Annotated in this window: 17 protein-coding genes; 14 read left to right on the top strand and 3 right to left on the bottom strand. The window is 43.0% G+C overall.

Annotation, left to right across the window (positions count from 1 at the left end):
• Positions 1 to 249: 249 nt before the first annotated feature.
• A complete protein-coding gene (locus tag Q0688_RS16525; protein ID WP_299079320.1) occupies positions 250 to 2,286 on the bottom strand; it encodes an alkyl sulfatase dimerization domain-containing protein in 2,037 nt (678 codons plus the stop codon).
• 246 nt (positions 2,287 to 2,532) lie between these two features.
• Here Q0688_RS16525 and Q0688_RS16520 point away from each other — a divergent pair, with 246 nt between their 5' ends.
• Both Q0688_RS16520 and Q0688_RS16515 read left to right on the top strand, forming a co-directional pair.
• The gene (locus Q0688_RS16520) at positions 2,533 to 4,740 is read left to right on the top strand and encodes a cytochrome c3 family protein (RefSeq protein ID WP_299079318.1); all 2,208 of its coding nucleotides are present in this window, start codon (positions 2,533 to 2,535) and stop codon (positions 4,738 to 4,740) included.
• Positions 4,741 to 4,946: 206 nt separating this feature from the next.
• Positions 4,947 to 6,260, top strand: coding sequence for a DsbA family protein (locus Q0688_RS16515; protein ID WP_299079315.1), 1,314 nt, complete (start codon positions 4,947 to 4,949; stop codon positions 6,258 to 6,260).
• A gap of 5 nt (positions 6,261 to 6,265) precedes the next feature.
• Here Q0688_RS16515 and Q0688_RS16510 read toward each other — a convergent pair whose 3' ends face one another.
• A complete protein-coding gene (locus tag Q0688_RS16510; RefSeq protein ID WP_299079311.1) occupies positions 6,266 to 7,417 on the bottom strand; it encodes an MBL fold metallo-hydrolase in 1,152 nt (383 codons plus the stop codon).
• Between the two features lie 71 nt (positions 7,418 to 7,488).
• On the opposite strand from Q0688_RS16510, the gene Q0688_RS16505 reads away from it, so the two are divergent.
• From Q0688_RS16505 to Q0688_RS16475, 7 genes are read left to right on the top strand one after another with little or no spacing between them, the layout of a single operon-like run.
• On the top strand, positions 7,489 to 8,652 hold the full coding sequence (locus Q0688_RS16505; RefSeq protein WP_299079308.1) for a glutathione S-transferase family protein: 1,164 nt from the start codon (positions 7,489 to 7,491) through the stop codon (positions 8,650 to 8,652).
• A 5-nt stretch (positions 8,653 to 8,657) separates the two neighbouring features.
• Positions 8,658 to 9,656, top strand: a complete 999-nt coding sequence (locus Q0688_RS16500) for an NADP-dependent oxidoreductase (RefSeq protein WP_299079305.1) — start codon at positions 8,658 to 8,660, stop codon at positions 9,654 to 9,656.
• Entirely contained in the window at positions 9,653 to 10,276 is a 624-nt protein-coding gene (locus tag Q0688_RS16495; protein ID WP_299079302.1) for a hypothetical protein, read from the top strand. The genes Q0688_RS16500 and Q0688_RS16495 overlap by 4 nt, the downstream gene beginning before the upstream one ends.
• A gap of 12 nt (positions 10,277 to 10,288) precedes the next feature.
• On the top strand, positions 10,289 to 11,401 hold the full coding sequence (locus Q0688_RS16490; protein ID WP_299079299.1) for a DUF2855 family protein: 1,113 nt from the start codon (positions 10,289 to 10,291) through the stop codon (positions 11,399 to 11,401).
• Between the two features lie 10 nt (positions 11,402 to 11,411).
• Complete coding sequence (locus Q0688_RS16485; RefSeq protein ID WP_299079296.1) at positions 11,412 to 11,882, top strand: hypothetical protein; 471 nt, start codon at positions 11,412 to 11,414, stop codon at positions 11,880 to 11,882.
• A gap of 4 nt (positions 11,883 to 11,886) precedes the next feature.
• Positions 11,887 to 12,801, top strand: a complete 915-nt coding sequence (locus tag Q0688_RS16480; protein ID WP_299079293.1) for a haloalkane dehalogenase — start codon at positions 11,887 to 11,889, stop codon at positions 12,799 to 12,801.
• Positions 12,802 to 12,835: 34 nt separating this feature from the next.
• Positions 12,836 to 14,470 carry a sulfatase-like hydrolase/transferase gene (locus Q0688_RS16475; RefSeq protein ID WP_299079290.1) on the top strand — a complete coding sequence of 545 codons (1,635 nt, stop codon included), beginning with the start codon at positions 12,836 to 12,838 and terminating at the stop codon, positions 14,468 to 14,470.
• A gap of 134 nt (positions 14,471 to 14,604) precedes the next feature.
• On the opposite strand, the gene Q0688_RS16470 is transcribed toward Q0688_RS16475, so the two are convergent.
• Positions 14,605 to 16,260, bottom strand: a complete 1,656-nt coding sequence (locus tag Q0688_RS16470) for an AMP-binding protein (protein WP_299079322.1) — start codon at positions 16,258 to 16,260, stop codon at positions 14,605 to 14,607.
• A gap of 534 nt (positions 16,261 to 16,794) precedes the next feature.
• Between Q0688_RS16470 and Q0688_RS16465 the strand changes: the two genes are divergently transcribed.
• From Q0688_RS16465 to Q0688_RS16445, 5 genes are all read left to right on the top strand, one after another.
• Entirely contained in the window at positions 16,795 to 17,058 is a 264-nt protein-coding gene (locus tag Q0688_RS16465) for a hypothetical protein (protein ID WP_299079287.1), read from the top strand.
• A 121-nt stretch (positions 17,059 to 17,179) separates the two neighbouring features.
• Complete coding sequence (locus Q0688_RS16460; RefSeq protein WP_299079285.1) at positions 17,180 to 18,058, top strand: bile acid:sodium symporter family protein; 879 nt, start codon at positions 17,180 to 17,182, stop codon at positions 18,056 to 18,058.
• Between the two features lie 55 nt (positions 18,059 to 18,113).
• Positions 18,114 to 19,220, top strand: coding sequence for a glutathione S-transferase family protein (locus Q0688_RS16455; RefSeq protein ID WP_299079280.1), 1,107 nt, complete (start codon positions 18,114 to 18,116; stop codon positions 19,218 to 19,220).
• Positions 19,221 to 19,237: 17 nt separating this feature from the next.
• Entirely contained in the window at positions 19,238 to 21,004 is a 1,767-nt protein-coding gene (locus Q0688_RS16450; protein WP_299079277.1) for an arylsulfatase, read from the top strand.
• 28 nt (positions 21,005 to 21,032) lie between these two features.
• Entirely contained in the window at positions 21,033 to 21,860 is an 828-nt protein-coding gene (locus tag Q0688_RS16445) for a type 1 glutamine amidotransferase domain-containing protein (protein ID WP_299079274.1), read from the top strand.
• Positions 21,861 to 21,918: the final 58 nt, after the last annotated feature.

Raw genomic sequence — 21,918 nt, 5'->3', positions numbered from 1 at the left:
CACCACGCTGTAAACGAATAGTAACCATATATGCCTCAAACTCGTTGTAGCGTTAACGTTAACTTAATGTACCTTTTCACCTAACAATTATTAGCCAGATAAAAGGCCGCGGTATTTTACGGGTTTGAGGTAGTTATGCAAGTTTAATTCAAGCAAATACGCAGATTATTTAAGCAAAGTGAAAAATCTAGGGATGCGGCTTTGTTACAAGCCGCATTTCTTAGGGTTTTTTGACAAGTATCAGTAAAATCATGGTGTTACGATATTAAAATCACCCAGTGGATTATCTAATAAGCTAAAGAAGGTTAATAAATCCAGTTTACTGCCAGCAATACTTAACTCATCGCCAAATAGAGTTTCTTTTAAACCGGCTTCCTTGGTTATTATGCTGATAAACATTTTGTGAGTAATATTGATGGTAGCATCTGTTTGTTGGTCGTTACTCACCCGTTTATGTCTTAGCACTGAGTTTTCTAAGGTGAGTAGATATTGCTGCTGTAGATCGGTGAAGTTAATTTGAATACGCAGTGACTCATTAGCGGCTTTAGGCCCATTTAGGCGTATGGACAACACATCTAAAAACTTATGCACTGGAGTCTGCAACAATACCTGTTTCATTATTTTGGGGGCCATCCCCTGTTCTTTCACACCATGTCGTAATTCAAACGCGCCGGATAAATAAAAGTCACGCCAAGGCGCTGATTCTGCCATATACCCCAATTGATCATAAGTTTTGGCTAACAGTGCTCTCGCCTCAATATGTTCGGGTGCACTAAACACAACCTGGTTAAGCAATTGCGCAATCCAGCGGTATTCTTTTTTCACTTGCTCAGCAGACAGTTCATCAACCTGTTGATAAAGTGCTTGGGCCTGTTGCACTACGTTATCCGCTCCCCCCATCATCTTGACATAACGCCTTGCGGCTTCGGGTTCAGGCAAAGGGTCAAGGGCAGCAGGATTGGCGGTAAACCATCCCATATACGACTGATACACAGCCTTGGCATTATGTTTTACGGTTCCGTAGTATCCACGGTTAGAGAAATCTTTTTGTAAGGATTGAGGTAATTCAATCACCTCTGCAATTTCATTTGGGGTATGCCCAGCATTTAATAAGCGTACGCTCTGATCGTGAATGTATTTATAGGTGTCACGCTGAGTCGCTAAAAAGCCTTGTATATTGTGTTGCCCCCAAACAGGCCAGTGATGGCTACCCACATATAGCTGGGCATCGGCAAACTGCTCTCTGGCTTGCTCGATATAGTGACTCCACACAATAGCATCGCGCACTTTGGCCCCGCGCAAGGTATATAAGTTATGTAGGGTTTTGGAGACTAATTCTGCACCTACAAACACTTTTAGCGCGGGTAAGTAAAAGATAAATTCTGCCGGTGCTTCGGTATTGGGGGTATACATAAACTCGAAAGACACACCGTCTATATCCATCATAGTTGTGTTTTCATCCACAATAACGCTAGGCTGAGCGATACCCATACTGCCAAATGCCGGCGATTTACCTAATCCTGTACCTACATGGCCTCTTGCATTTCTTGGTAGATATTTTCCATACATATAGCCTGCTCGTCGCGCCATGGCCGAGCCGGCAATGATGTTTTCACTCACCGCTTCTTCCATAAAGCCTTTTGGCGCAATAATATCTAATTGTGACTTTTCTTGCTCACTGAGCAAAGCAAGTATGCCATTCACCCCACCAAAATGATCAATATGACTATGGGTAAACAAAATAGCGCTAATCGGCTGTTTACCCAGTTGTTGCCAAGCAAATTCAAGGGCTTTTTGAGCTGTTTCTCTAGCGGTTAATGGGTCCACTAAAATCCAACCATTAGCACCTTGGATAATAGTCATATTGGCTAAATCAAAATTGCGTATTTGATATATGCCTTCTTGTAACTTAAACAAACCATGTTGATTATTAAGGGCCGCTTGTCGCCATAAACTGGGGTTAACACTTGCGGGAGCCTGACCATCCGCAGTTTGATAATCAACAAAATCATAGGCAGGCATATCCCACACCATTTGCCCTTGCTCATTGCTAATTTGCAAATCATCTATTGTGGCAATAAAGCCTCTTTTAGCATCCGCAAAGTCCTGTACGTTATCGAAGGGTAACTCCTTAAGTAGCTCATTATTCACTTTCATCGTGGCTACGGAAGGCGCGGTAAAACCTAATTCATCCGCTCCATTTTCGATAGGAATGGGTTTATCACAACCTGTTATAAAAAAGAGCAATAAAGCAAGGATAAAGCCAGAATGTAAATAACGTTTCATAAGATCAGTGCGTTAGATTATGTTGCAGAAACAGTATCTTGTTGAAATAAAAAATGCACCTATTAACTTGAACCATAATCTTGAAAATCAACAACAGCTAGACTGCACTGTTCGGTAATTTTTGGGGATGACGATCTGTGTTCTGACTTAATAGTGAAATCAATCCACATAATTAATAACAGTTAAAAGCGAAAAAATCCGATAATATAACCCCATGCATTTATCAGTTGCTGAGCTTTAATTATCTTGTACACACGCATTATCACCTTGTTATTTTTGTTTATTCCCGCTACCCACTATGGCAAAGGTGTGGCAAAAGAGAAAAATTGCATAGCTTGCCATCAGCAACAAGGAGCGCAGTGGCAAACCTCTGATCATGCCAAAGCCATGGCAGTGGCCAGTAGTGAAACCATATTAGCTAATTTTGATAATGCATCAATCACCCACTACACCCAAAAAGCATTGTTCTATCAAAAAAACCAAGCCTATTTGGTAAAGTTAACTGAACAAAATCACACCACAGAATATGAAATAAAATACACCTTTGGCCATTTTCCATTGCAACAATACTTAGTGAAAACCACAGGCGGTAGATTTCAAGTATTGCCCTTCGCTTGGGATAGTCGCCCGATGTCAGAAGGGGGACAAAAATGGTTTGCTAATTATGCCAATGAAGATATACAGCCCAGCGATAGATTACATTGGCAACAACCCCTACAAAACTGGAATGGCATGTGCGCCGATTGTCATTCAGATGGGTTAACACGTCATTATGATGTGGCTAGCGACAGCTTTAACAGCCAATGGGACAATATTAATGTGGGCTGTATTTCATGTCATAAACAAACAGCACACCCTAATTCCCATTCAAAAGTCACGGCAATTACCGATACCTTGACGCCAGAAACCAAAAATCAACTCCTGCAATGGTTAAGGTTGCCGAATGAAAAAGTGGCCAAGTTACGCACCACACAAGCCACATCTACCGATTTACAACTAGCATCTGAACAAGCCAAAACCGAAAATGGGCGTTTTATGGACAGTTGTTTTTCCTGCCACGCACTTCGCTCCCCCTTAACCGATGGCATTCATCCGCAAACGGCCTTTTTAGATCAATTTTCACCGGCCTTATTGTCTCAGCCTTTTTATCACAGTGATGGGCAAATTAAGGAAGAAGTCTACGTTTATGGCTCATTTTTACAAAGCAAGATGTATAAGGCTGGGGTGACTTGTCTTGATTGTCATGATAGTCATAGTATGAAGCTCAAAGCCTCTGGAAACGGTCTATGTTTGCAATGCCATAGCAGCGAAGAATATCAGCAACAATCCCACACAGGTCATGCCTTAGATTCTGAAGCTGGGCAATGTGTAAGTTGTCATATGCCGGAAACCACCTATATGGGCGTTGACGAAAGGCGCGACCATAGTTTCAAAATTCCCCGCCCTGACTTGTCACAGCGCTACAACACGCCTAATGTTTGCATCAATTGTCATACGGATAAAGACAATCTTTGGGCTAAAAATTCACTAGAAAAGCGCCACGGTCCTGCTAAAACTCTGCCCCATGGTGAACGCCTATTTATCGAACTGATGCACCAAGGCTTTTTGCCCTTAGGCCAGCATTTAAAGCTCATCAATGATTTATCGTTAAGCGAAATCAAACGAGCCAGTGCTATTTTGTTACTAGTTAATTCAACCCAAATTTTAACCGACTCTGTGGTAAAACCTTGGGTAGAGTCAAACGAAAATTTGATTAGACTGGCCACTGCACAAGTTGGGCACTTGTTAAATACCGAGCAAAAGCTCAAGTCCTACAAGCTGCTTTTAGCCGACAACTATAAAGCCATTAGAGTGGCGGCGGCAAATCATGTTATTAGGATAGGGTTGCAAGATAGCACTGCATTTAATCAAGCATTTAAAGAATTAATAGACAGCACGCTAGTTTCAAGTTGGCGAGGTGAAGGCAACCTTAATTTAAGTCAAATTCATACTCAACTTAATCAACCAACCGCCGCCATCGATGCGTTACAGCATAGTATTAAAGTAGACCCTTATTTTGCACCTTCTTATGTTAATTTGGCCGAAATGCACCGGGCTAGAGGTAACGTCAAACGTGAAAAACAGGTGCTAGATACAGGATTAGAGAACAACCCTAACGCAGCAGAAATATTCTATGCTTACGGGCTCTATCAAATTCGCTCTGGTGATAAACAAGCCGCGATTGGGTTGTTTGAAAAAGCCGTTAAACTAGCGCCACAAAACGCCCAACATGCTTATTTATATTTCTTGGCTTTAGATAGCGTAAAGCAAACTAATCAGGCTATTGTAGGCTTAAAACAATCTATTTATAGGTATAAAAATAATGCCAGCCTTATTCAGCTCGGCCTGAATTTTTCGCAAAAAATGCAAAGCCGAGAGGCATTTGATTTTTTTACTGCTTTGGCTCAAAAATAATGTCATGCCAATCCTTTAGGCTGTCATTCTTTAATCATTCGCCATTCACTATGATCTTATCTATTGAACTTCAGATTGAAACTGGACAATCAAACAGGTATTAACATAAAGTGTGTCGATAAAAACAAGACGCAGTTAATGTATCACTCCGGCTAGAATGACATACCAAAAAGCATTCAGCGGTCAATAGGCAAGATAGAGCGAATATGAAAAAACACCTGATTTCTTATATTACTAACATGATCCTGAGCGACAAGCGACTAAACAAAAAGCGCGCTCGCATAGAAAATAAGCGCATAAAACAGGGCTTACCACATACCTTAGAAGTCTTTTTGGCCATAGACGATCCTGCCAGCTACCTGTTGTTGCAAGTATTACCCGAACTTCAACAAAGATATGCTGTTCGTTATGCATTTAAAATAGTGCTTGAAAAACAAAGCAGCATGTTTCCAGAGCTAGCACTGTGGCGAGCCAACGTGTTAAGTGACAACCAAAAATTGGCGGCGCTGTATCAATTAACTTCACCTACACAGGCCATAGAAGATCCTGAGCTTAGCAAACTAGCCAGTTGCCAATTAGTGGCTATGGCAGATTCAGATGATTTTATCACCCATGCCTTGGTTTTATTCCACGCTTTTTGGAATGACGATAGCACCACTGTAGGCAGTCTTATTGAGCCAAAGGTAAAAGATAATCTCGGCGCATTGCAAAAATGTTTACGCGACAACCAAGCTGAATTGGCCCATAAAGGCCATTATTTATCGGGAATAATTTATTATGGTCAAGAATGGTATTGGGGCTTAGAGCGACTGCAATATTTAGAACAAAGGCTAAATGAACTGTTGATTGCCGGTGCAAGCGTAAAACAAGTGAGCTACAACAAGCTACATCAGCTGTGTTTGCCACTGGCAGAAAATTGGCAAGCTCCCAATCCCAAACAAGCTGAGCCCTTAACTATCTATTTTTCGGTGCGTAGTCCTTATTCATACTTAGGCTTATGGCGCGCCCGAAAACTGGCTGAGCACTATCAAATCCCTTTAAAATTAAAACCTGTTTTACCTATGTTGATGCGAAATTTGCCTGTGCCGAAGCAGAAAAGTATGTATATCGCTCACGACACCAAGCGCGAAGCAAATGAATATGCGTTACCCTTTGGAAAAATCGCCGATCCTTTAGGTGCTGGCGTAGAGCGCTGTTACGCGCTGTTTGACTATGCACAATCCCAATGCAAAGAAGTAGAATTTATGTGTAACTTTACCCAAGCCGTTTGGTCTCAAAGAGTATGGGCAGATACAGATAAAGGGCTTAAAAGTATTGTTGAGCGGTCTGGGCTAGATTGGCAACAGGCAAAACAATGCTTAACCGATGAAACTTGGCGCCATTGGGCACAGGCCAACTTAAAAGAGTTGTACAGCCTAGGGCTATGGGGAGTGCCCAGCTTTAAGTACCAAAACACGGCTGTGTTTGGACAAGATAAACTGGCGTTTATCGAACAGCAAATACGCCAGTCTCTTGTTTGATTAGATTACCAAATTAATTCCTGCACCTTAATCTCTTTAGACTCGGCGGGTAAGCTGATAAAAGTGCCATCTTTACCAAGGGTGAAATCCCCAGAATAAGCCTCGCTCACGCCTTTAACAAAGATACTTTCAAGGGTGCTTATAGGCAATGGCGGCACAATATGATGCAACACCAAATGCCCCACTTTTGCTTGTTGCGCCGTTTGTGCGGCGTCTACTGGGCTAGCGTGATAGTCAAGAATATCGTGAGTGATTTTTGCAATATTGGCGCGGCCTGCGGCCTTAGCTCGTTGATTTATCAAAAGCACCAACTCTTTCGATAAGGCTTCATGTAACAACACATCCACACCTGCAGCAAATTTTGCAATGTTAGTGGATTTGACCGTATCACCGCTTATTACCACTGATCGTCCTCGATATTCAAATTTATAACCTACCGCAGGTGATACCGGCTCATGCTCGACTTTAAAGGCAGTCACAACTAAACCATCTTGCTCATACACCCGCTTACTTTGTCCTGACTCAGGCAACTCAAATCCTTGAGCCGCAGCATTACTGCCAGTAGGTGGCATGATTTTAGCAGTATGGTGAGCAATACGATATGCGTCATCCTGGGCATAAGCTTGATTAAAGCCCGCTACTACTTGCTCAACACCTTTCGGAGCAATCACCGCAAGTGGCGTAGTGTGCGCGCCGTTGGCCCAGCGCTGCATAATTAATTCCCCTAAGCCGTCAATATGATCAGAATGAAAGTGGGTTAAAAACACCGCTTCTATATTGGCTTGGGGCACGCGGCCTTGTTGCAATACTTTGGATGCACTGCTGCCAGTATCCACAATAAAAACTCTGTTGCCGGCCATAACGGCAGTGCATGGCCCCGAACGTTTAACATCCATCATAGGCGAGCCTGCGCCACACAAATACACATGTAAACCATCAGGCAATGAAGACAGTAAATTGCTGGTTAAGTTTTTATCTATGGTTTTTTCCATGAGTTTTAAGGTAATCGCCTCTCTATTAAAAAATAAAACGGCGCCAAACAATACTAAACCCAATGCTATAAATTTAACTGTTTTCACCTCAACCCCCTCTGCAAAATCATCCACTAAAATAAATAATGTCACATATAATGTCAATATCACATGTGATGCTTGCATAATCAATATTGTTATGACATTGTTTATGACATTATATAGATTTGTTAACTTCTTCTCGAGTGAAAATGACTATGCCTGATAATAACCAACCTTATATTTTATATGCCATGACGGCCTCGTTGTTTTCCGCAAAAGTGCGCGCTTATTTACGTTTTAACAAGGTCAACTTTATTGAGCGTGGTGCAGGTAGCCAAGAGTTCCGACAAGAAATCGTGCCTAAAGTTGGGCGTTGGATCATCCCAGTATTAAAAACGCCTACAGGTGAACTACTGCAAGATGGCACCGATATTTTAGATTATTTAGATAAAAATGCAGCCAATAATGGTTCTATTTTTCCTGAAGATCCAAGCCTTAAGGCCATTGCTCACTTATTTGAACTCTTTGGCTCAGAAGGCCTACTTCGACCGGCTATGCATTACCGTTGGAATTTCGATAAGCAAAACCTTGCCTTTCTTAAAGTCTCATTTAGAGATTGTTTACCTCCAGCCGAAAATCAAGCAGCTGCAGACGCCAGCTTTGAATTTGCCAGCGGTAGAATGCGCAAAGCCACTGAATTTTTTGGTGCCAGCGCAAATAATTTGTCCGATGTAGAGGCTTCTTATCTCGAATTTTTAGCGCTATTACAAAGTCACTTAAATACCCATGCATTTATACTAGGTGGCCGACCGACTATCGCCGATTACAGCTTGTTTGGCCCACTCTATGCTCATTTAGGTCGTGATCCCTACCCTCTGGCCTTAATGCAACAGCATGCGCCAGCGGTATTTCAGTGGTTAGAAAGAATGAATTCGCCCCACACTATAGATAACCACCTATACGAAGCCAGTAAAGGCGAACTGTTTGCAAGTAATGCCTTACCACAGAGCCTTATTGAGTTAATGCACTACATAAAGGCAGAGTATCTAGCCGAAATCACCGCCCATGTTGCTCATGGTAATAATTGGCTAAACCAGCATCCTGATATTCCTTCAGGAAGCACAGGCGTGAGTGAAAAAATGTCCCAGGCTTCTCTTGGTATGGCTGAGTTTGAATGGCGAGGCAAAACAATAGGCTCAACTGTGATGATCTACCGATTTTATTTGTTACAGCGTCTCACCCAACATTTTGAGCAACAGCAAAGCGCCACTTCGCAACAAATCACTGAGCAATTCGCCGCTACTGGATTAGACAGCCTGTTAACCCTAAAAACCCAGCGCAAAGTGATTCGCCAAAACTATAAAGAAGTGTGGGAGTAATCAAGATGCAAGTTACCCAAGTTCGCACCACTGGGTTTCATGATGGCAGCACCGACCACATATTCAAAACCACCCATACAGCTCTGCCCGCTTTAAAACCAGGCGAAGTAAAAATCTGCACCGACTGGATTTCAATCGATCCCGCTATGCGAGGCTGGACCACCAATAAACCAAGTTACATGCCACCGGTGCAACCTGGCGAAATAATGCGCTGCTTTGGTGTAGCTGAAGTACTCGAAAGTCAGTCTAAGCATTTTGCACAAGGTGATTGGGTGACTGGCTTTATGGGAGTACAGGACTACGGCGTGGTGAGTCAAAATGGCTTGCGCAAAGTTGACCTAAATCTAGCAGAAGCCAAAGACTACCTAGCAGGCCTTGGCATGACGGGTTTTACTGGCTACTTTGGCATGACCGATATTGGCCAGCCACAAGCGGGTGAAACAGTAGTGGTATCTGCTGCAAGTGGCGCGGTAGGCTCTATTGCCGCGCAAGTAGCAAAATTGGCCGGAGCAAGAGTGATTGGCATAGCCGGTGGTCCCGAAAAATGCGCTTATTTGCTAGATACCTTAAAGCTCGATGGTGTCATTGACTACAAAAATGACCACATGCCTTCGGCTCTAAAACGTGAATGCCCTAAGGGTATAGATGTGTATTTTGACAACGTGGGCGGGGCAACATTAGACGCGGTTTTAGCTTGTATCAACTACCAGGGGCGCATAGTGGTGTGTGGGGCGGTTTCGCAATACGCTGACTTTGCTAATGTCTCTGGGCCTGCAAACTTTATGACAGTCGTCACCCATAGCCTTAAAATTCAAGGCTTTACCATGAAGGACTACATGCACCGCGTACCCGAAGCCTTTAGTTATTTACTTAAAGCTAAACAAACTGGCGACATTATTTTCCGAGAGCATATTGTTGCTGGATTAGAAAACTTTCAAAGTGCATTAGAGATGATTTTCACTGGGAAGAATCACGGAAAACTATTATTAAAGGTGGAAAAATGATCTGGGAAATATTTATTGCTGGTGGGTTTTTCTATGGCTGTTTTTTACTGTGGCATTTTAACTGGCGCGGTCCCATGCAAGCAGATGAAATTGCTAATATGTTGGAAATACTAAAATCCAATGACATAAATAAGCATAGCGATTTAGCGGTGTTACAAAACTTTATGCAAAGTGACACAGGCAAGGATTTTTGCATGGCAAATTTTGTTGAGTTAGCCGCCAGTGATGTGAAAGATCCCGTCACAGGAGAGCTATTAGCACCACGTAAAGCAGTAGAAAAATACACTAAAGGCATATTACCCATCATGTTGAAACACGGCTGTTATCCTGTGTATCAAGCATTGAAGGTAGGGGGACATATCGACAGCTGGGGCAGTGATGATAAGTTCGAATTTCCTGCTATCGCCATGATGCGCTGGCGTTCTCGTCGGGACTTTATGAATATTGTCACCGATCCAGCTTTTTCTGCGGCGATTAGTTTTAAATATCAATCTATCACCCGCACTATTAGTGTTCCTACTGAATTTAAGTTCTCTACTTTTTTCAGGCCGCATATTTGGATGCCTCTGGTGATCTTACAAATTTGTTGCCTACTACAAATTATTTTTTCCCTTGTTTAAAAGATAAATATTATGAGCACAAGCGCTAATACCAACACCGAAGTCTGGATCAATAAAAAAGATTTTCGCAAAACCCAAATTGTAGAAGCCGATACAATGCCTCTGCAACAAGGCGAAATTCGTGTCAATATCGACAAATTTGCCTTAACCGCCAACAACATAGGCTATGCCATCGGAGGCGATGCTGTGGGTTATTGGCAGTATTTCCCTACTCATGAGCAAGACTGGGGCAAAGTAGGCGTATGGGGGTTCGCTGATGTGATTGAAAGCAATGTTGTTGATGTTGCAGTGGGTGAAAGGCTTTACGGTTTTTTCCCAATGTCTAGTCAACTTGTGCTTAAACCCAGTGAAGTTAAACCCCATTTATTTTTGGATGCCACCAAGCATCGCCAAGGGTTACCGGCTTTTTACAATCAATACCATAGATGTCAGGCCGAGCCAGAATTGATGCAAAGCATGGAAGATCAGCGCAGTGTATTGTTCCCTCTGTATTTGACAGGTTTTGTTATCGCTGACTTTTTAATGGATAACCATTACTTTAACGCCGAACAAATGATTGTCGGTTCGGTGTCGTCTAAAACCGGTTATAGCTTGGCCGCTTTTATTCGCAGCAATGGCTATACAGGCAAAATTGTTGGGCTTACTTCAGCGCATAATGTGAAATTTGTAGAAGAGTTGGCTATCTGCGATCAGGTTGTGACTTATGATCAAGCCGATACGGTTAACAATATTTCCTCGGTTTACATAGATATGTCGGGAGATAGACAAGTGGTGGCAGCTTTGCATCACCACTTAGCCGATAACATGAAATCCAGCCAAATTGTGGGCGTGACTCACTGGGAAAATCTAGGTAAGCGCGTAGCGTTACCAGGGGCACAACCCGTATTCTTTTTTACCCCAGATCATATTCAAAAACGCAGCCAGCAATTGGGCGAAAAAGTCTTTATGGAAAAAGGCTTTACTGCTGCCGTGCAACTGTTTGCTCGCTTTAAACATTTAGTCAATATTGAGCATCACCAAGGGGCGCAAGCAGTGGCTCAGCTTTGGTTAGATTTACTGGACAATAAGATCTCTGGGCAACGAGGCGTGATGCTGAGTACCAGCGATGGTTCTGACGCTAATTAAAGGTGATGTTATGAATTTTTCATTATTACTGCCTAAGCAGTTCGACAACCAATATCGCGGCAACAAAATAGCCTTGTGGATGTTTGTTGTGATCACCTTGATATTTATGGGGCGCTCACTGATACATGTATTTGCCGCAGATGGCGGTGCCCAAAGCATTGCCACCATTCCACTGGATCTATGGTCTGCCGACGCGGCAAAAACCTTAATCTCGATGTTTGCATTTTGGGGCTTAGTGCAAGTGATGATGGCGGGGTTAAATATTGTGGCGCTTGTTCGCTACAAATCGATGATCCCCTTGTTGTATTTGGTGATGGTCATCACCCAACTAGGTCGCATTGGCATAGGCCAATGGAAACCAGTGGTTACCCAAGGCACTGCACCTGCTGCTGCGTTAACTTTTTATCTGCTGGCATTTTTAACCTTAGGGTTGTTGCTATCCCTTATCCCTAACCAGCAAACCCAAAATAGGTCTTTGTAACAAAATGACGATGAAAGTTTTACGTACCCCAGATGAGCAATTTGCAAACTTACCCGATTATGATTTTGCGCCCACTTATACCCATATAAAAGATGAAGATGGTACCGACATTCGGATCCACAGCATCGATATTGGGCCTAAGGATGCCAAACCGATTTTATTGATGCACGGTAATCCCAGTTGGAGCTTTATTTACCGCTATATCATCAAAGGCTTAATACCTACAGGCAGACGTATTATTGCCTTGGATTTAGTAGGCTGTGGCCGTTCAGACAAACCTGCAAAACGTGAATACTATACTCTCTCACGCCATCAAGATTGGCTGAGAAAATGGTTGTTAGCTAATGATTTGCAAGACATCACCTTAGTCTGTCAGGATTGGGGCGGGACCTTAGGGCTTAAATTGGTGGCTGATTTTCCCGAACGATTTGAACGAGTAGTAGCTTCTAATACTGGGGTGCCAATAGGCGATGGCGGCAATACCTTTTTACGCTGGTGGCTAAGACTTATGAAAATTGCCCCTGGGTTTCCTTGGAAAATTGCCTTTAAACCTAGTTTTGCCGCTAAAAAGCTTAGCAGTAAGGAGTATCAAGCCTATCTTGCGCCTTTTCCATCACTCAAGTATCAGGCTGGAATTTGCAAGTTTCCACAACTGATCACTGTTTTTTCGGACCATCCAGAGGTTGAAAGAAACAGAAAGGTATGGGAAAAACTAGGGCAGTTTAACAAACCCTTTTTAACGGTATTTGGTGATAAAGATCCTGTGACGGGAGGCGTTGCAAAAAAACTACAACGCCATGTACCGGGTTGTAAAGGGCAAAATCACCATACATTAGAAGGCGTGGGGCATTTTTCACCAGAAGAAGCACCCGAGGCCTTGGTTAAACATATTATGGCTTTCATACAACAAGAGCAGTAACAACAATAACAAAAATGAATTGAGGAGTAGTGTCATGTGGAAAAAAATCATCTTGGGATTGGTTGTTTTTATCGCCCTAGCGGGATCCTTGTTGTGGATCAACCGTATCGATTTTCTGTTGTATTTAGCCGGCAATAAAAATAAAGAGCCAGTGGCTGAAAATCGCGAAGTTGTGTGGCAACAAGGGCCAGCGCAACCATCTGACAAACCCAATGTGGTGCTTATCCTTACCGATGATATGGGCATAAACGATGTGTCTACTTTTGGCGCTGGCATGATAGATACTCCCAATATCGACAAATTAGCGGCAAAAGGGGCGTTATTCACTAAAGGCTATTCTGGTCACGCCAACTGCGCACCCTCTCGAGCGGCGCTGCTTACCGGTCGCGACGCAACCCGCACTGGATATGATGTAACGCCTATTCCTAATGGTTTTGGCCGAATGGTGGCAATGATTGAAAACGCCGATCTGAAAGGCCGCCCAGCAGGAGAATATTTTCCTGAAGTAGATGCCAGCAATCCCGATTTTGACGATCGCGGCTTAAACAGCTCAGAAATCACTATTCCAGAGCTACTGAAAGAGCAAGGTTATCACAGTGTACATATTGGCAAGTGGCATCTGGGGCAAACCAACGGCATGGCGCCTAATGATCAAGGCTTTGATGAAAGCTTAATGATGAAGTCGGGATTATATTTGCCGGTCGATCATCCAGAAGCGGTGAATGGCCCGATTGAATTTTCTGGGCTCGACCGCTTTATTTGGGCAACCATGGATTACGCTGTCACTTGGAATGGTGGCAAACCCTTTGCGCCTAAAGGTTATCTGACTGACTATTTCACCGAGCAAGCCGAGCGCGTCATTGAAGCCAATGCCAATCGTCCATTCTTTCTGTATTTAGCTCACTGGGGACCTCACAACCCTATCCAAGCAAAAAAATCTGATTATGAGGCAGTGGGTGATATTAAACCGCATCGCAAACGTGTTTATGCGGCTATGTTACGTTCACTCGACCGCTCAGTTGAAAAGGTGATGGCTAAACTCGAAGAGCAAGGCATTGCCGACAATACCATAGTGGTGTTATCAAGCGACAACGGCGGCGCCGATTATGTGGCTATTGATGATTTAAATAAACCCTACCGTGGTTGGAAAAACACATTTTTTGAAGGTGGCATTCGGGTGCCGTTTTCCATTACTTGGCCAAAACAAATCAAAGCCGGAACTGTGATAGACGAGCCAGTGAATCACTTTGATTTAATGCCTACTATTGTCAATGCCAGCCGAGGGAAATTGCCCTCAGACAGAGAGCTGGACGGTGTGGATTTAGCACCATTGTGGCAAGGCTCAAATCAATTCGCCCGTAAAGATGATGCTATGTACTGGTTTACTGGTACTTACCGCGTAGTGCAGGCGGATGGCTGGAAATTACAACTCAACCCTAGTTCAGATCAAGTGTTTTTGTTTGACTTAAACAACGACCCAACCGAGCAAACTAATTTGGCGGCCACACAACCGCAAAAATTAGATAGCCTGATTAAGCTCATCGAGCAGCATTTTGAAAATGCAGTGCCTAGCGCCGGATACTCGGTTTTTTCAATGGCGATTACAATAGATAAACACCTAGGCGAAGAAATGCGTGAAGGTGATACCTACATTCGTTGGAATAACTAATCGAAAAAGGGGATGCAGTAGCCTCGCGCTGCTGCATCCCCTTTTTATATTCCCTCCTGTCCTCACAATGCACTACATAACGCTTATTTAAATGCATGCCTGTGAGGCGAATAAGCCCGCATCATTAGTTGTACTTAATTGCGTAATTCTTTCCTTAGAATTTTACCCACATTTGACTTAGGTAGCTCGGTTCTCAGTTCAAATTCGTGGGGAACTTTATAAGCGGTTAAGTTCTCTCGGCAGTGGGCGACAAGGGTTTCTTCATTAATCTCGCCACTCTTAGTGACTAAGAAAACTTTGATTTTTTCGCCAGTTTTTTCACAAGGTACACCAATAGCAGCCACTTCAACCACGTCGTCAATCATGGCAATCACATCTTCAATTTCGTTTGGAAAAACATTAAAGCCTGATACGATGATCATATCTTTCTTACGATCAACGATAAAGACAAAGCCTCGTTCATCTATTCGAGCAATATCCCCCGTAGCTAGCCATCCATCGTGCATGATTTCTGCTGTTGCCTCAGGGCGATTATAGTAGCCTTCCATCACTTGCGGGCCTTTGACCCATAATTCTCCTGACTGATTCGGCGCGACTTCGTTGCCTTGGTCATCCATTATCTTAACGTCAGTATTACAAAGGGGAAGCCCAATAGAGCCGGTAAAACCAATTTGATTCATTGGACTTGATGTGACACAAGGCGAACACTCGGTTAACCCATATCCTTCCAATATGGGCGTCCCAGTTAACCTTTGCCAACGTTCTGCAACCGCCCTTTGGGTTGCCATTCCGCCACCAATAGACACTTTCCAGGTACTAAAGTCGATATTGTGAAAAGTTGGGTTATTTAACAAACCACTAAAAAGTGTATTGACGCCAGCGAAAAGAGTCACTGGATATTTGCTCAACACTTTGGCAAACATTGGAATATCTCTGGGGTTTGAGATAAGCAGATTACAACCACCTATAGTCATAAAACTTAAGCAATTAACGGTCAAGGCGTAAATATGATAAAGCGGCAATGCGGTGACCACCATTTCATCATTCTCAACTATGTTCGACCCCATCATGCCTTTTATTTGCAGCATATTGGCTACTATATTGCCGTGACTTAACATCCCGCCTTTAGCAACACCTGTAGTTCCACCTGTATATTGTAAAAAGGCTAGATCACTAGAGGTGATGGCGACGGGTGAAAGCCTCTGTTTTTTCCCTAGTCGCAAGGTTTGATTAAATTTAACCGTATCAGGCAAGGTAAATGCTGGCACCAGTTTTTTAACACGTTTAACCACAGTGTTTAGCATGGTGCCTTTTAATAAACCGATACAATCACCCATTTGGGTGGTGATAATGTGCTCAATGGGCGTCTCGTCGACTATGGCTTCCAAGACGTGAGCAAAATTTTCAATAACCAAGATTGCTTTGGCGCCCGAATCAGTTAGCTGATGCTTTAATTCTCTAGGTGTGTACAGAGGGTTAACATTGACAACAGTTAACCCTGCTTTTAGTGCGCCAAATAAAGCAATAGGATACTGCAGAATATTTGGCAACATGATTGCAAATTTATCGCCTTTTTTTAAGCCCATTTGATGCTGCAAATAAGCGGCGAAATCTTCAGATTTAGCCCTTAACTCTTGATAAGTAACGCTTGTGTGCATACTAATATATGCTTTGTTGCCAGCGTACATATCGGTATAGGTATCAAATATTTCTACCACTGAGTTATATTTAGCCGCGTCAATTTCTGGCTCTACGCCCGGCGCATAATGCGCTACCCAAGGTTTATTCATCATAGTCTCCCCCCAATTCTTTTTAGTTATTATTGTTATTTTTTACTTGATATACCTGAATACTATATTTTTTTGAAGAACCTCAAGTTTGTCCTCAAATATGAATTATAGCACAATGTGTGTCAATACATTTTTAGGTATTGATAATATACTAAGAAGGTGGATTAGGTTGTTATGTTTGTAGCTGAGTTGATCCCATAATTAAAAGCCTGTGTTTTACTGATCCTTTGGACAAGGGAGTCGCTAACTTGCACGACCTCTAAACCTAAGGTTTTCCAATGACAATCAATGTTGCTTAATGACATCAGCTTATCGCGCTTTTTATACAAGTCTATTTTTTTATCCATCCCCTAATATTATGACATAAATAGTGTCAATATTTTATATCGAGCTATTGCATGTGTAGAAACTTTATGTCAGTGTTTGTGTCATAAAAAATTGGGCGCATAAACGCTCATTCATCACAAGGGAAAATCTGTCACAACCCAAGGGGTTGTTCTCAGTCAACATTTCAAGAAGTTTGGGAATAGCCTAATGAGTAGCCTATCAAATAATCACGTTACCCAAGTAAGAATGAAACAAATTCACGACTCCAGCACTGATGACATCTTTGTAACCACCCATGACGCAGTGCCTAAATTAAATGAACTGCAAGTTAAGATTAACGAGATAATTAGGCTGTATGGCTATTGGCCACCTAAAACCTATTACCACAGCAGGCACGGCACCGGCAACCACGTTGTCCTATTTCCTGCTTGCTGCATTTATTATTGGCTTAGTGTTATCACTAGTCGATGACAAAAAGCAGCCATAACGTGAACCGTTTTTTAATTGATAGTGCAGCCGCAGATTTAGTCTCGCTGTGGAGTAAAAATAAGCCAAATGCAGGTATAACCTACATTACTTGGAGTCTTTAGACATGGATAATCCTGTTGTAGCTCAATTACTACAAATAGCCGTACCCGTCACCATGTTTGCCTTAATGTTTGCTATGGGTTTGACCTTAACCACAGCTGACTTTAAACGAGTGGTGCGTTTTCCAAAAGCGGTGATTTTAGGCTTAGTGATTAACCTCTTTATTTTACCTTTAGTCGGCTTAGGATTGGCCGTTGGATTTAATTTACCTATTATGCTCGCTGTAGGTTTGGTTGCGGTAGCAGCCTGCCCTGGCGGCACCACATCTAACGTGATTGTGCATATGGGTAAAGGTGATACTGCGCTATCTATTACATTAACAGCTATGGCTACAACAATTACCTTATTTACCTTGCCACTGTGGGTTAATTTTACACTCGCCAAATATGGTAACGACGGAGCCTTAGTGGAGATGCCGGTATTAAAAACAGCCGCACAGTTAGCAATGTTCACATTATTGCCTGTGATTTTAGGCATGTTTGCGCGAGCGAAAAAACCTAACTGGGTAAAAAGTGAACCTGTGTTATCCAAAGTCAGTTTTGTCGCTATGCTGGCGGCTTTTATTGGCGCAGGCGTTGCTGACAGTGGTAACACCTTAAAGGATGCCAGCGTCATTATTATTCCGGCTATTTTACTGTTGGCGGCAGCCGTAGTGATAGGTTTTTTGCTGCCGCGTATCTCAGGTATCAACACCAGAGACAGTGCTACTATTGCGGTAGAAAGTTCGTTAAAAAATATCTTACTGTCGTTTTTTATCGCCACCAACGCCCTACAAATAAACGAAGTTGCTTATGCCAGTGCCATAGTGGGTATACTTATGATGCCTACCGCTATTGGCATTATGCTGGTTTACCGCTTCTTGCATAAACCGCAACCAGCGTGATTAAACTAGATAATGACATTACATAATTCAAAAGCGAAATTATAAGGTAAGAGCAATGAAACACGATTACACCTTTTATGGATGGCAGGCATCTTACTTTGCAGGGAAAGCGCGAGGATACATTAAGTACAAAGGGCTAGATTTTGAAGAAAAAGAAATCAACCTATTTGATTTTAAAAAAATCAGCAAAGCCACCAAAAGAGCGGCGATGCCCGCCATTGAAAGCAAACAAGGCGAATGGTTAAGTGACACGCCACTCATAATCGAAGAGTTGGAAAAGCGTCACCCCACGCCAAGCATACTGACAACAACCCCAGTGCAAACCTTTGTGGCAGAGTTGCTGCACAATTGGTTTGATGACGCTTGGATGACTGTCGCTTTGCATTCCCGCTGGTCTTACAATGAAAATTGGGAAAAGCTTAATCGAGATGAATCAGGCAAAGCACTGCTTCCTTTTGCCCCTAAGTTTATTCGGAATCGATTGGTGGAAAGCTTTTTTAAACAGCGCATGACGCAGCACCTTCCTAACCAAGGGATTGGGCCTGAATCAATAGGGCTATTAGAAAAATGGAGTCAAACCCTTTTAGATATACTTGAACAACACTTTACTCAACAAGGTTACTTATTGGGTGAGCGACCAACGGTTGCCGACTTTGCCTTATTTGGTCCCATGTTCGGTCATTTAAACCGCGATCCTTGGCCCAAGCGTGAATGGCTAGACCCTCGACCTCATCTACAAAAGTGGGTGGAAAAAATGGCCAGAGGTGACAAGGCCTCAGGTCATTTATATCCTAATGACGAAATTCCAGCTACGTTGCTACCTATGCTAAAAATGGTATTCGACGAGTACTTACCCTTAATGCAAGCGACGGCCAATGAAATCAAAACAATGGCTAACGAACAAGGTTTGGAGTCGGGTCATCCGCTCCCTAGGACAACTGAAAAACTAGGTTTCAAAATGCTCGATGGAATGTTTTGTCGTGGCTCATTTACCTATTCTGTGTGGCGTATGCAGCGACTTCAAAATATGCTGAATAGATTTAATCAGCAAGATAAAGCAACGCTTATCAACTGGTTAGCAACACAAGGTCAAACTGACTTTTTAACCATTGACTACGGCTTGAAATTACAACGCAAAGGACTAACTGCAGCATTGGCTTAAACTTGAGGATGTCACGAATGCGCTTAATTATATTGTTTTTACTCTTTTTCAGTGTGAGTACATTGGCTCAGCAAGCCCCGCAACGACCCAATATTCTTATTGTGATGCTAGACGATGTGGGTTTTATGGGACTGGGCGCTTATGGTAGTGACGCCAATACCCCCAATATTGATAAAATAGCTCAGCAGGGGGTGCAATTTTCCCGTTATTACACCGCACCTATGTGTGGCCCAAGTCGTGCCATGTTAATGACGGGGCAAGATAGTCATCAAGTGGGTATGTCTACCTTAGTGGAATCCCTTACACCAGAAATGCAGCAACATCCCAGTTACTCCATGGAGTGGCAAGCTAACCAAAAAACCCTTGCCAGCCGTTTAAAAACGCAAGGTTATCAAACCATGGTGTCGGGTAAATGGGGCATTGGCCGAACCACTAAAAATCTGCCTCATCGCTTTGGATTCGACCGGTCGTTTGTACTCGATGCAACAGGTGCCAGCAATTATCGTGAAACGCCTTACCTAGCCTTATACAAAGAAGTAAAGTGGTTTGAAGATGGAAAGCGCGTGTCATTGCCCAAAGATTTCTATTCTTCTCGGGATATAGTCAACAAAATGATCGACTATGTGGATGAAGCCGACCCAAATAAACCGTTTTTTGCTTACCTTTCCTTACAAGCTATTCATATTCCGGTGCAAGTCCCCGTTGAATATATAGACAAATATAACGGTGTTTTTGACCAAGGCTGGGATCAGATGCGCCAAGCACGTTTACAAACCGCCATTAAACTAGGTTTAGTGCCGCCGTCGACAACTTTAGAAGGTGTGCCAGAACATCATCGAAAATGGGCTGATTTAAGCGCAGAAGAGCAACAGTATTGGGCCCGCCTAATGCAAGTGAACGCCGGCATGACCGAAGCCGCCGATCATCATATTGGCCGTTTATTACAACATCTAAAATCACTAGGTAAACTAGAAAACACTATAGTGGTGGTCGCCTCTGACAACGGTGCTGAAAGTAACACTATTGGCATTCTGCCAGTTAATCCTGTGCAAGATGTCTTTACAAAAATATGGATGAAATCCCTTGATTGGGATCACGATTTTGCCAATTTAGGACAACAAGGCAGTCTTGCTAGCATTGGCCCCGAGTGGGCTTCGGTATCGGCGGCACCGTTCAATTTGTACAAATTTAACAGCTCTGAAGGTGGCCAAAGAGTACCTTTGGTGATGTCAGGCCCTGGTATTAAAAATTTAGGCATAGTCTCTGCTCGCGCTCATGTTAGCGACCTAGTCCCTACCCTGCTTGCATACTCAGGTGCAGCCTTTAATGTAAATGAGTTTTATGGTCGCAGCCAAATGCCTTTGTTAACGGGGCAAAGCAAAGATGTTTGGGGCAAAGATAGTTTTGCCTTTGAAACCAGTGGTAATGCCTCACTTTATCGTGACAATTGGAAAATTGCCCTAATCAAACAGCCCTTTGGTGATGAAGCTTGGCATTTATACGATGTAGTCAAGGACCCAGGTGAAACCAAAGATTTGGCATCAACTCATCCGCTGATTTTTCAAGACATGCTTAATGAGTATGAAAAGTACGCCAATGAGATGGGGATTATTGCCTTGCCTAAAGGTGAGCATGCAGTAAAACAAGTCGCTAAGAATGCCATTAAAAAAACACTAAACGACATCTGGCCCAAGGTTTTAGTGCTACTAATTATTCTCGGTTTGATTATTTTTGGTTTTAGAAAAGTTAAACAAAAGGCTAAGGCTAAAAGAGCCAAGGTTTAACCTATTAAATTTACACAGGAACATTGATATGAACAAATTATTTTATGCAGTGATAGGCGTTTTCGCGTTAATAGTCATAGTGTACTTTGGATTACCGAAACTACTTACGAGCTTAGGTTTACACCCACACCATGATATTCCAAGTTATCAATTAAGTGGTAAACGGGCGCTAATTGTCGCTACAAGTCACGGAACTTTAGGGGATTCAGGTAAAGCCACTGGGGTGTTTGGATCTGAACTATCCGTACCCTACTACGCCTTTTTAGATTCAGGTATAGAAGTAGATATTGCCTCTATTCAAGGTGGCGAAATTCCTGTTGAACCAAACTCTATGGGCTGGCCTTTGGCTACCGATGCAGATTACCGCTTTACAGAAGACGCCATAGCTATGGGAAAACTCACCCATTCCATCCCCATAGAGCAAATTGATGCCGCGCAGTACGATGTCATATTTTTAGCCGGTGGCTGGGGCGCGGCTTATGATTTTGCCCAGTCAGATAAACTGGCTGAAGTTGTGACCAAGGCCAATGGCAAGGATGCGGTGATAGGCTCGGTATGTCACGGCGCTTTAGGCTTAGTGAATGCCCAAAACAAAGACGGCAGCAATTTAATCGAAGGACGCAGAGTGACAGGGGTTACCGACAAACAAATTGAAGAACTGGGTATTTCCATCACCCCTAAGCACCCAGAAACCGAACTACGCAAACGCAATGCCAAATTCGAAGCCAACAGCGCATTTAGAGATATGCTAGCCACCCATGTAGTAGTCGATGGCAACTTAGTTACCGGACAAAATCAAAACAGTGGCGCCGAAGCTTCCCTGCGTATTTTGGAGTTGTTGTCGAAGTCATTATGAGCCGATTGTGCGCTTTATTTTGAATGCCAATAAAGCGCTGGAGTTTGCATTCATATAA

This window comes from uncultured Paraglaciecola sp., from assembly GCF_937123705.1.
Lineage (GTDB): Bacteria > Pseudomonadota > Gammaproteobacteria > Enterobacterales > Alteromonadaceae > Paraglaciecola.
Note: the sequence above shows the minus strand (reverse complement) of the source record. Positions and strands in the feature narration are given on the sequence as shown.

Coding starts and splice junctions, on each gene's coding strand:
- Q0688_RS16455 (WP_299079280.1), top strand. CDS start 18,114: ATGAAACACGATTACACCTTTTATGGATGGCAGGCATCTTACTTTGCA.
- Q0688_RS16510 (WP_299079311.1), bottom strand. CDS start 7,417: ATGCAAGCATCACATGTGATATTGACATTATATGTGACATTATTTATT.
- Q0688_RS16490 (WP_299079299.1), top strand. CDS start 10,289: ATGAGCACAAGCGCTAATACCAACACCGAAGTCTGGATCAATAAAAAA.
- Q0688_RS16485 (WP_299079296.1), top strand. CDS start 11,412: ATGAATTTTTCATTATTACTGCCTAAGCAGTTCGACAACCAATATCGC.
- Q0688_RS16460 (WP_299079285.1), top strand. CDS start 17,180: ATGGATAATCCTGTTGTAGCTCAATTACTACAAATAGCCGTACCCGTC.
- Q0688_RS16470 (WP_299079322.1), bottom strand. CDS start 16,260: ATGAATAAACCTTGGGTAGCGCATTATGCGCCGGGCGTAGAGCCAGAA.
- Q0688_RS16500 (WP_299079305.1), top strand. CDS start 8,658: ATGCAAGTTACCCAAGTTCGCACCACTGGGTTTCATGATGGCAGCACC.
- Q0688_RS16465 (WP_299079287.1), top strand. CDS start 16,795: ATGAGTAGCCTATCAAATAATCACGTTACCCAAGTAAGAATGAAACAA.
- Q0688_RS16495 (WP_299079302.1), top strand. CDS start 9,653: ATGATCTGGGAAATATTTATTGCTGGTGGGTTTTTCTATGGCTGTTTT.
- Q0688_RS16480 (WP_299079293.1), top strand. CDS start 11,887: ATGACGATGAAAGTTTTACGTACCCCAGATGAGCAATTTGCAAACTTA.
- Q0688_RS16515 (WP_299079315.1), top strand. CDS start 4,947: ATGAAAAAACACCTGATTTCTTATATTACTAACATGATCCTGAGCGAC.
- Q0688_RS16475 (WP_299079290.1), top strand. CDS start 12,836: ATGTGGAAAAAAATCATCTTGGGATTGGTTGTTTTTATCGCCCTAGCG.
- Q0688_RS16450 (WP_299079277.1), top strand. CDS start 19,238: ATGCGCTTAATTATATTGTTTTTACTCTTTTTCAGTGTGAGTACATTG.
- Q0688_RS16525 (WP_299079320.1), bottom strand. CDS start 2,286: ATGAAACGTTATTTACATTCTGGCTTTATCCTTGCTTTATTGCTCTTT.
- Q0688_RS16505 (WP_299079308.1), top strand. CDS start 7,489: ATGCCTGATAATAACCAACCTTATATTTTATATGCCATGACGGCCTCG.
- Q0688_RS16445 (WP_299079274.1), top strand. CDS start 21,033: ATGAACAAATTATTTTATGCAGTGATAGGCGTTTTCGCGTTAATAGTC.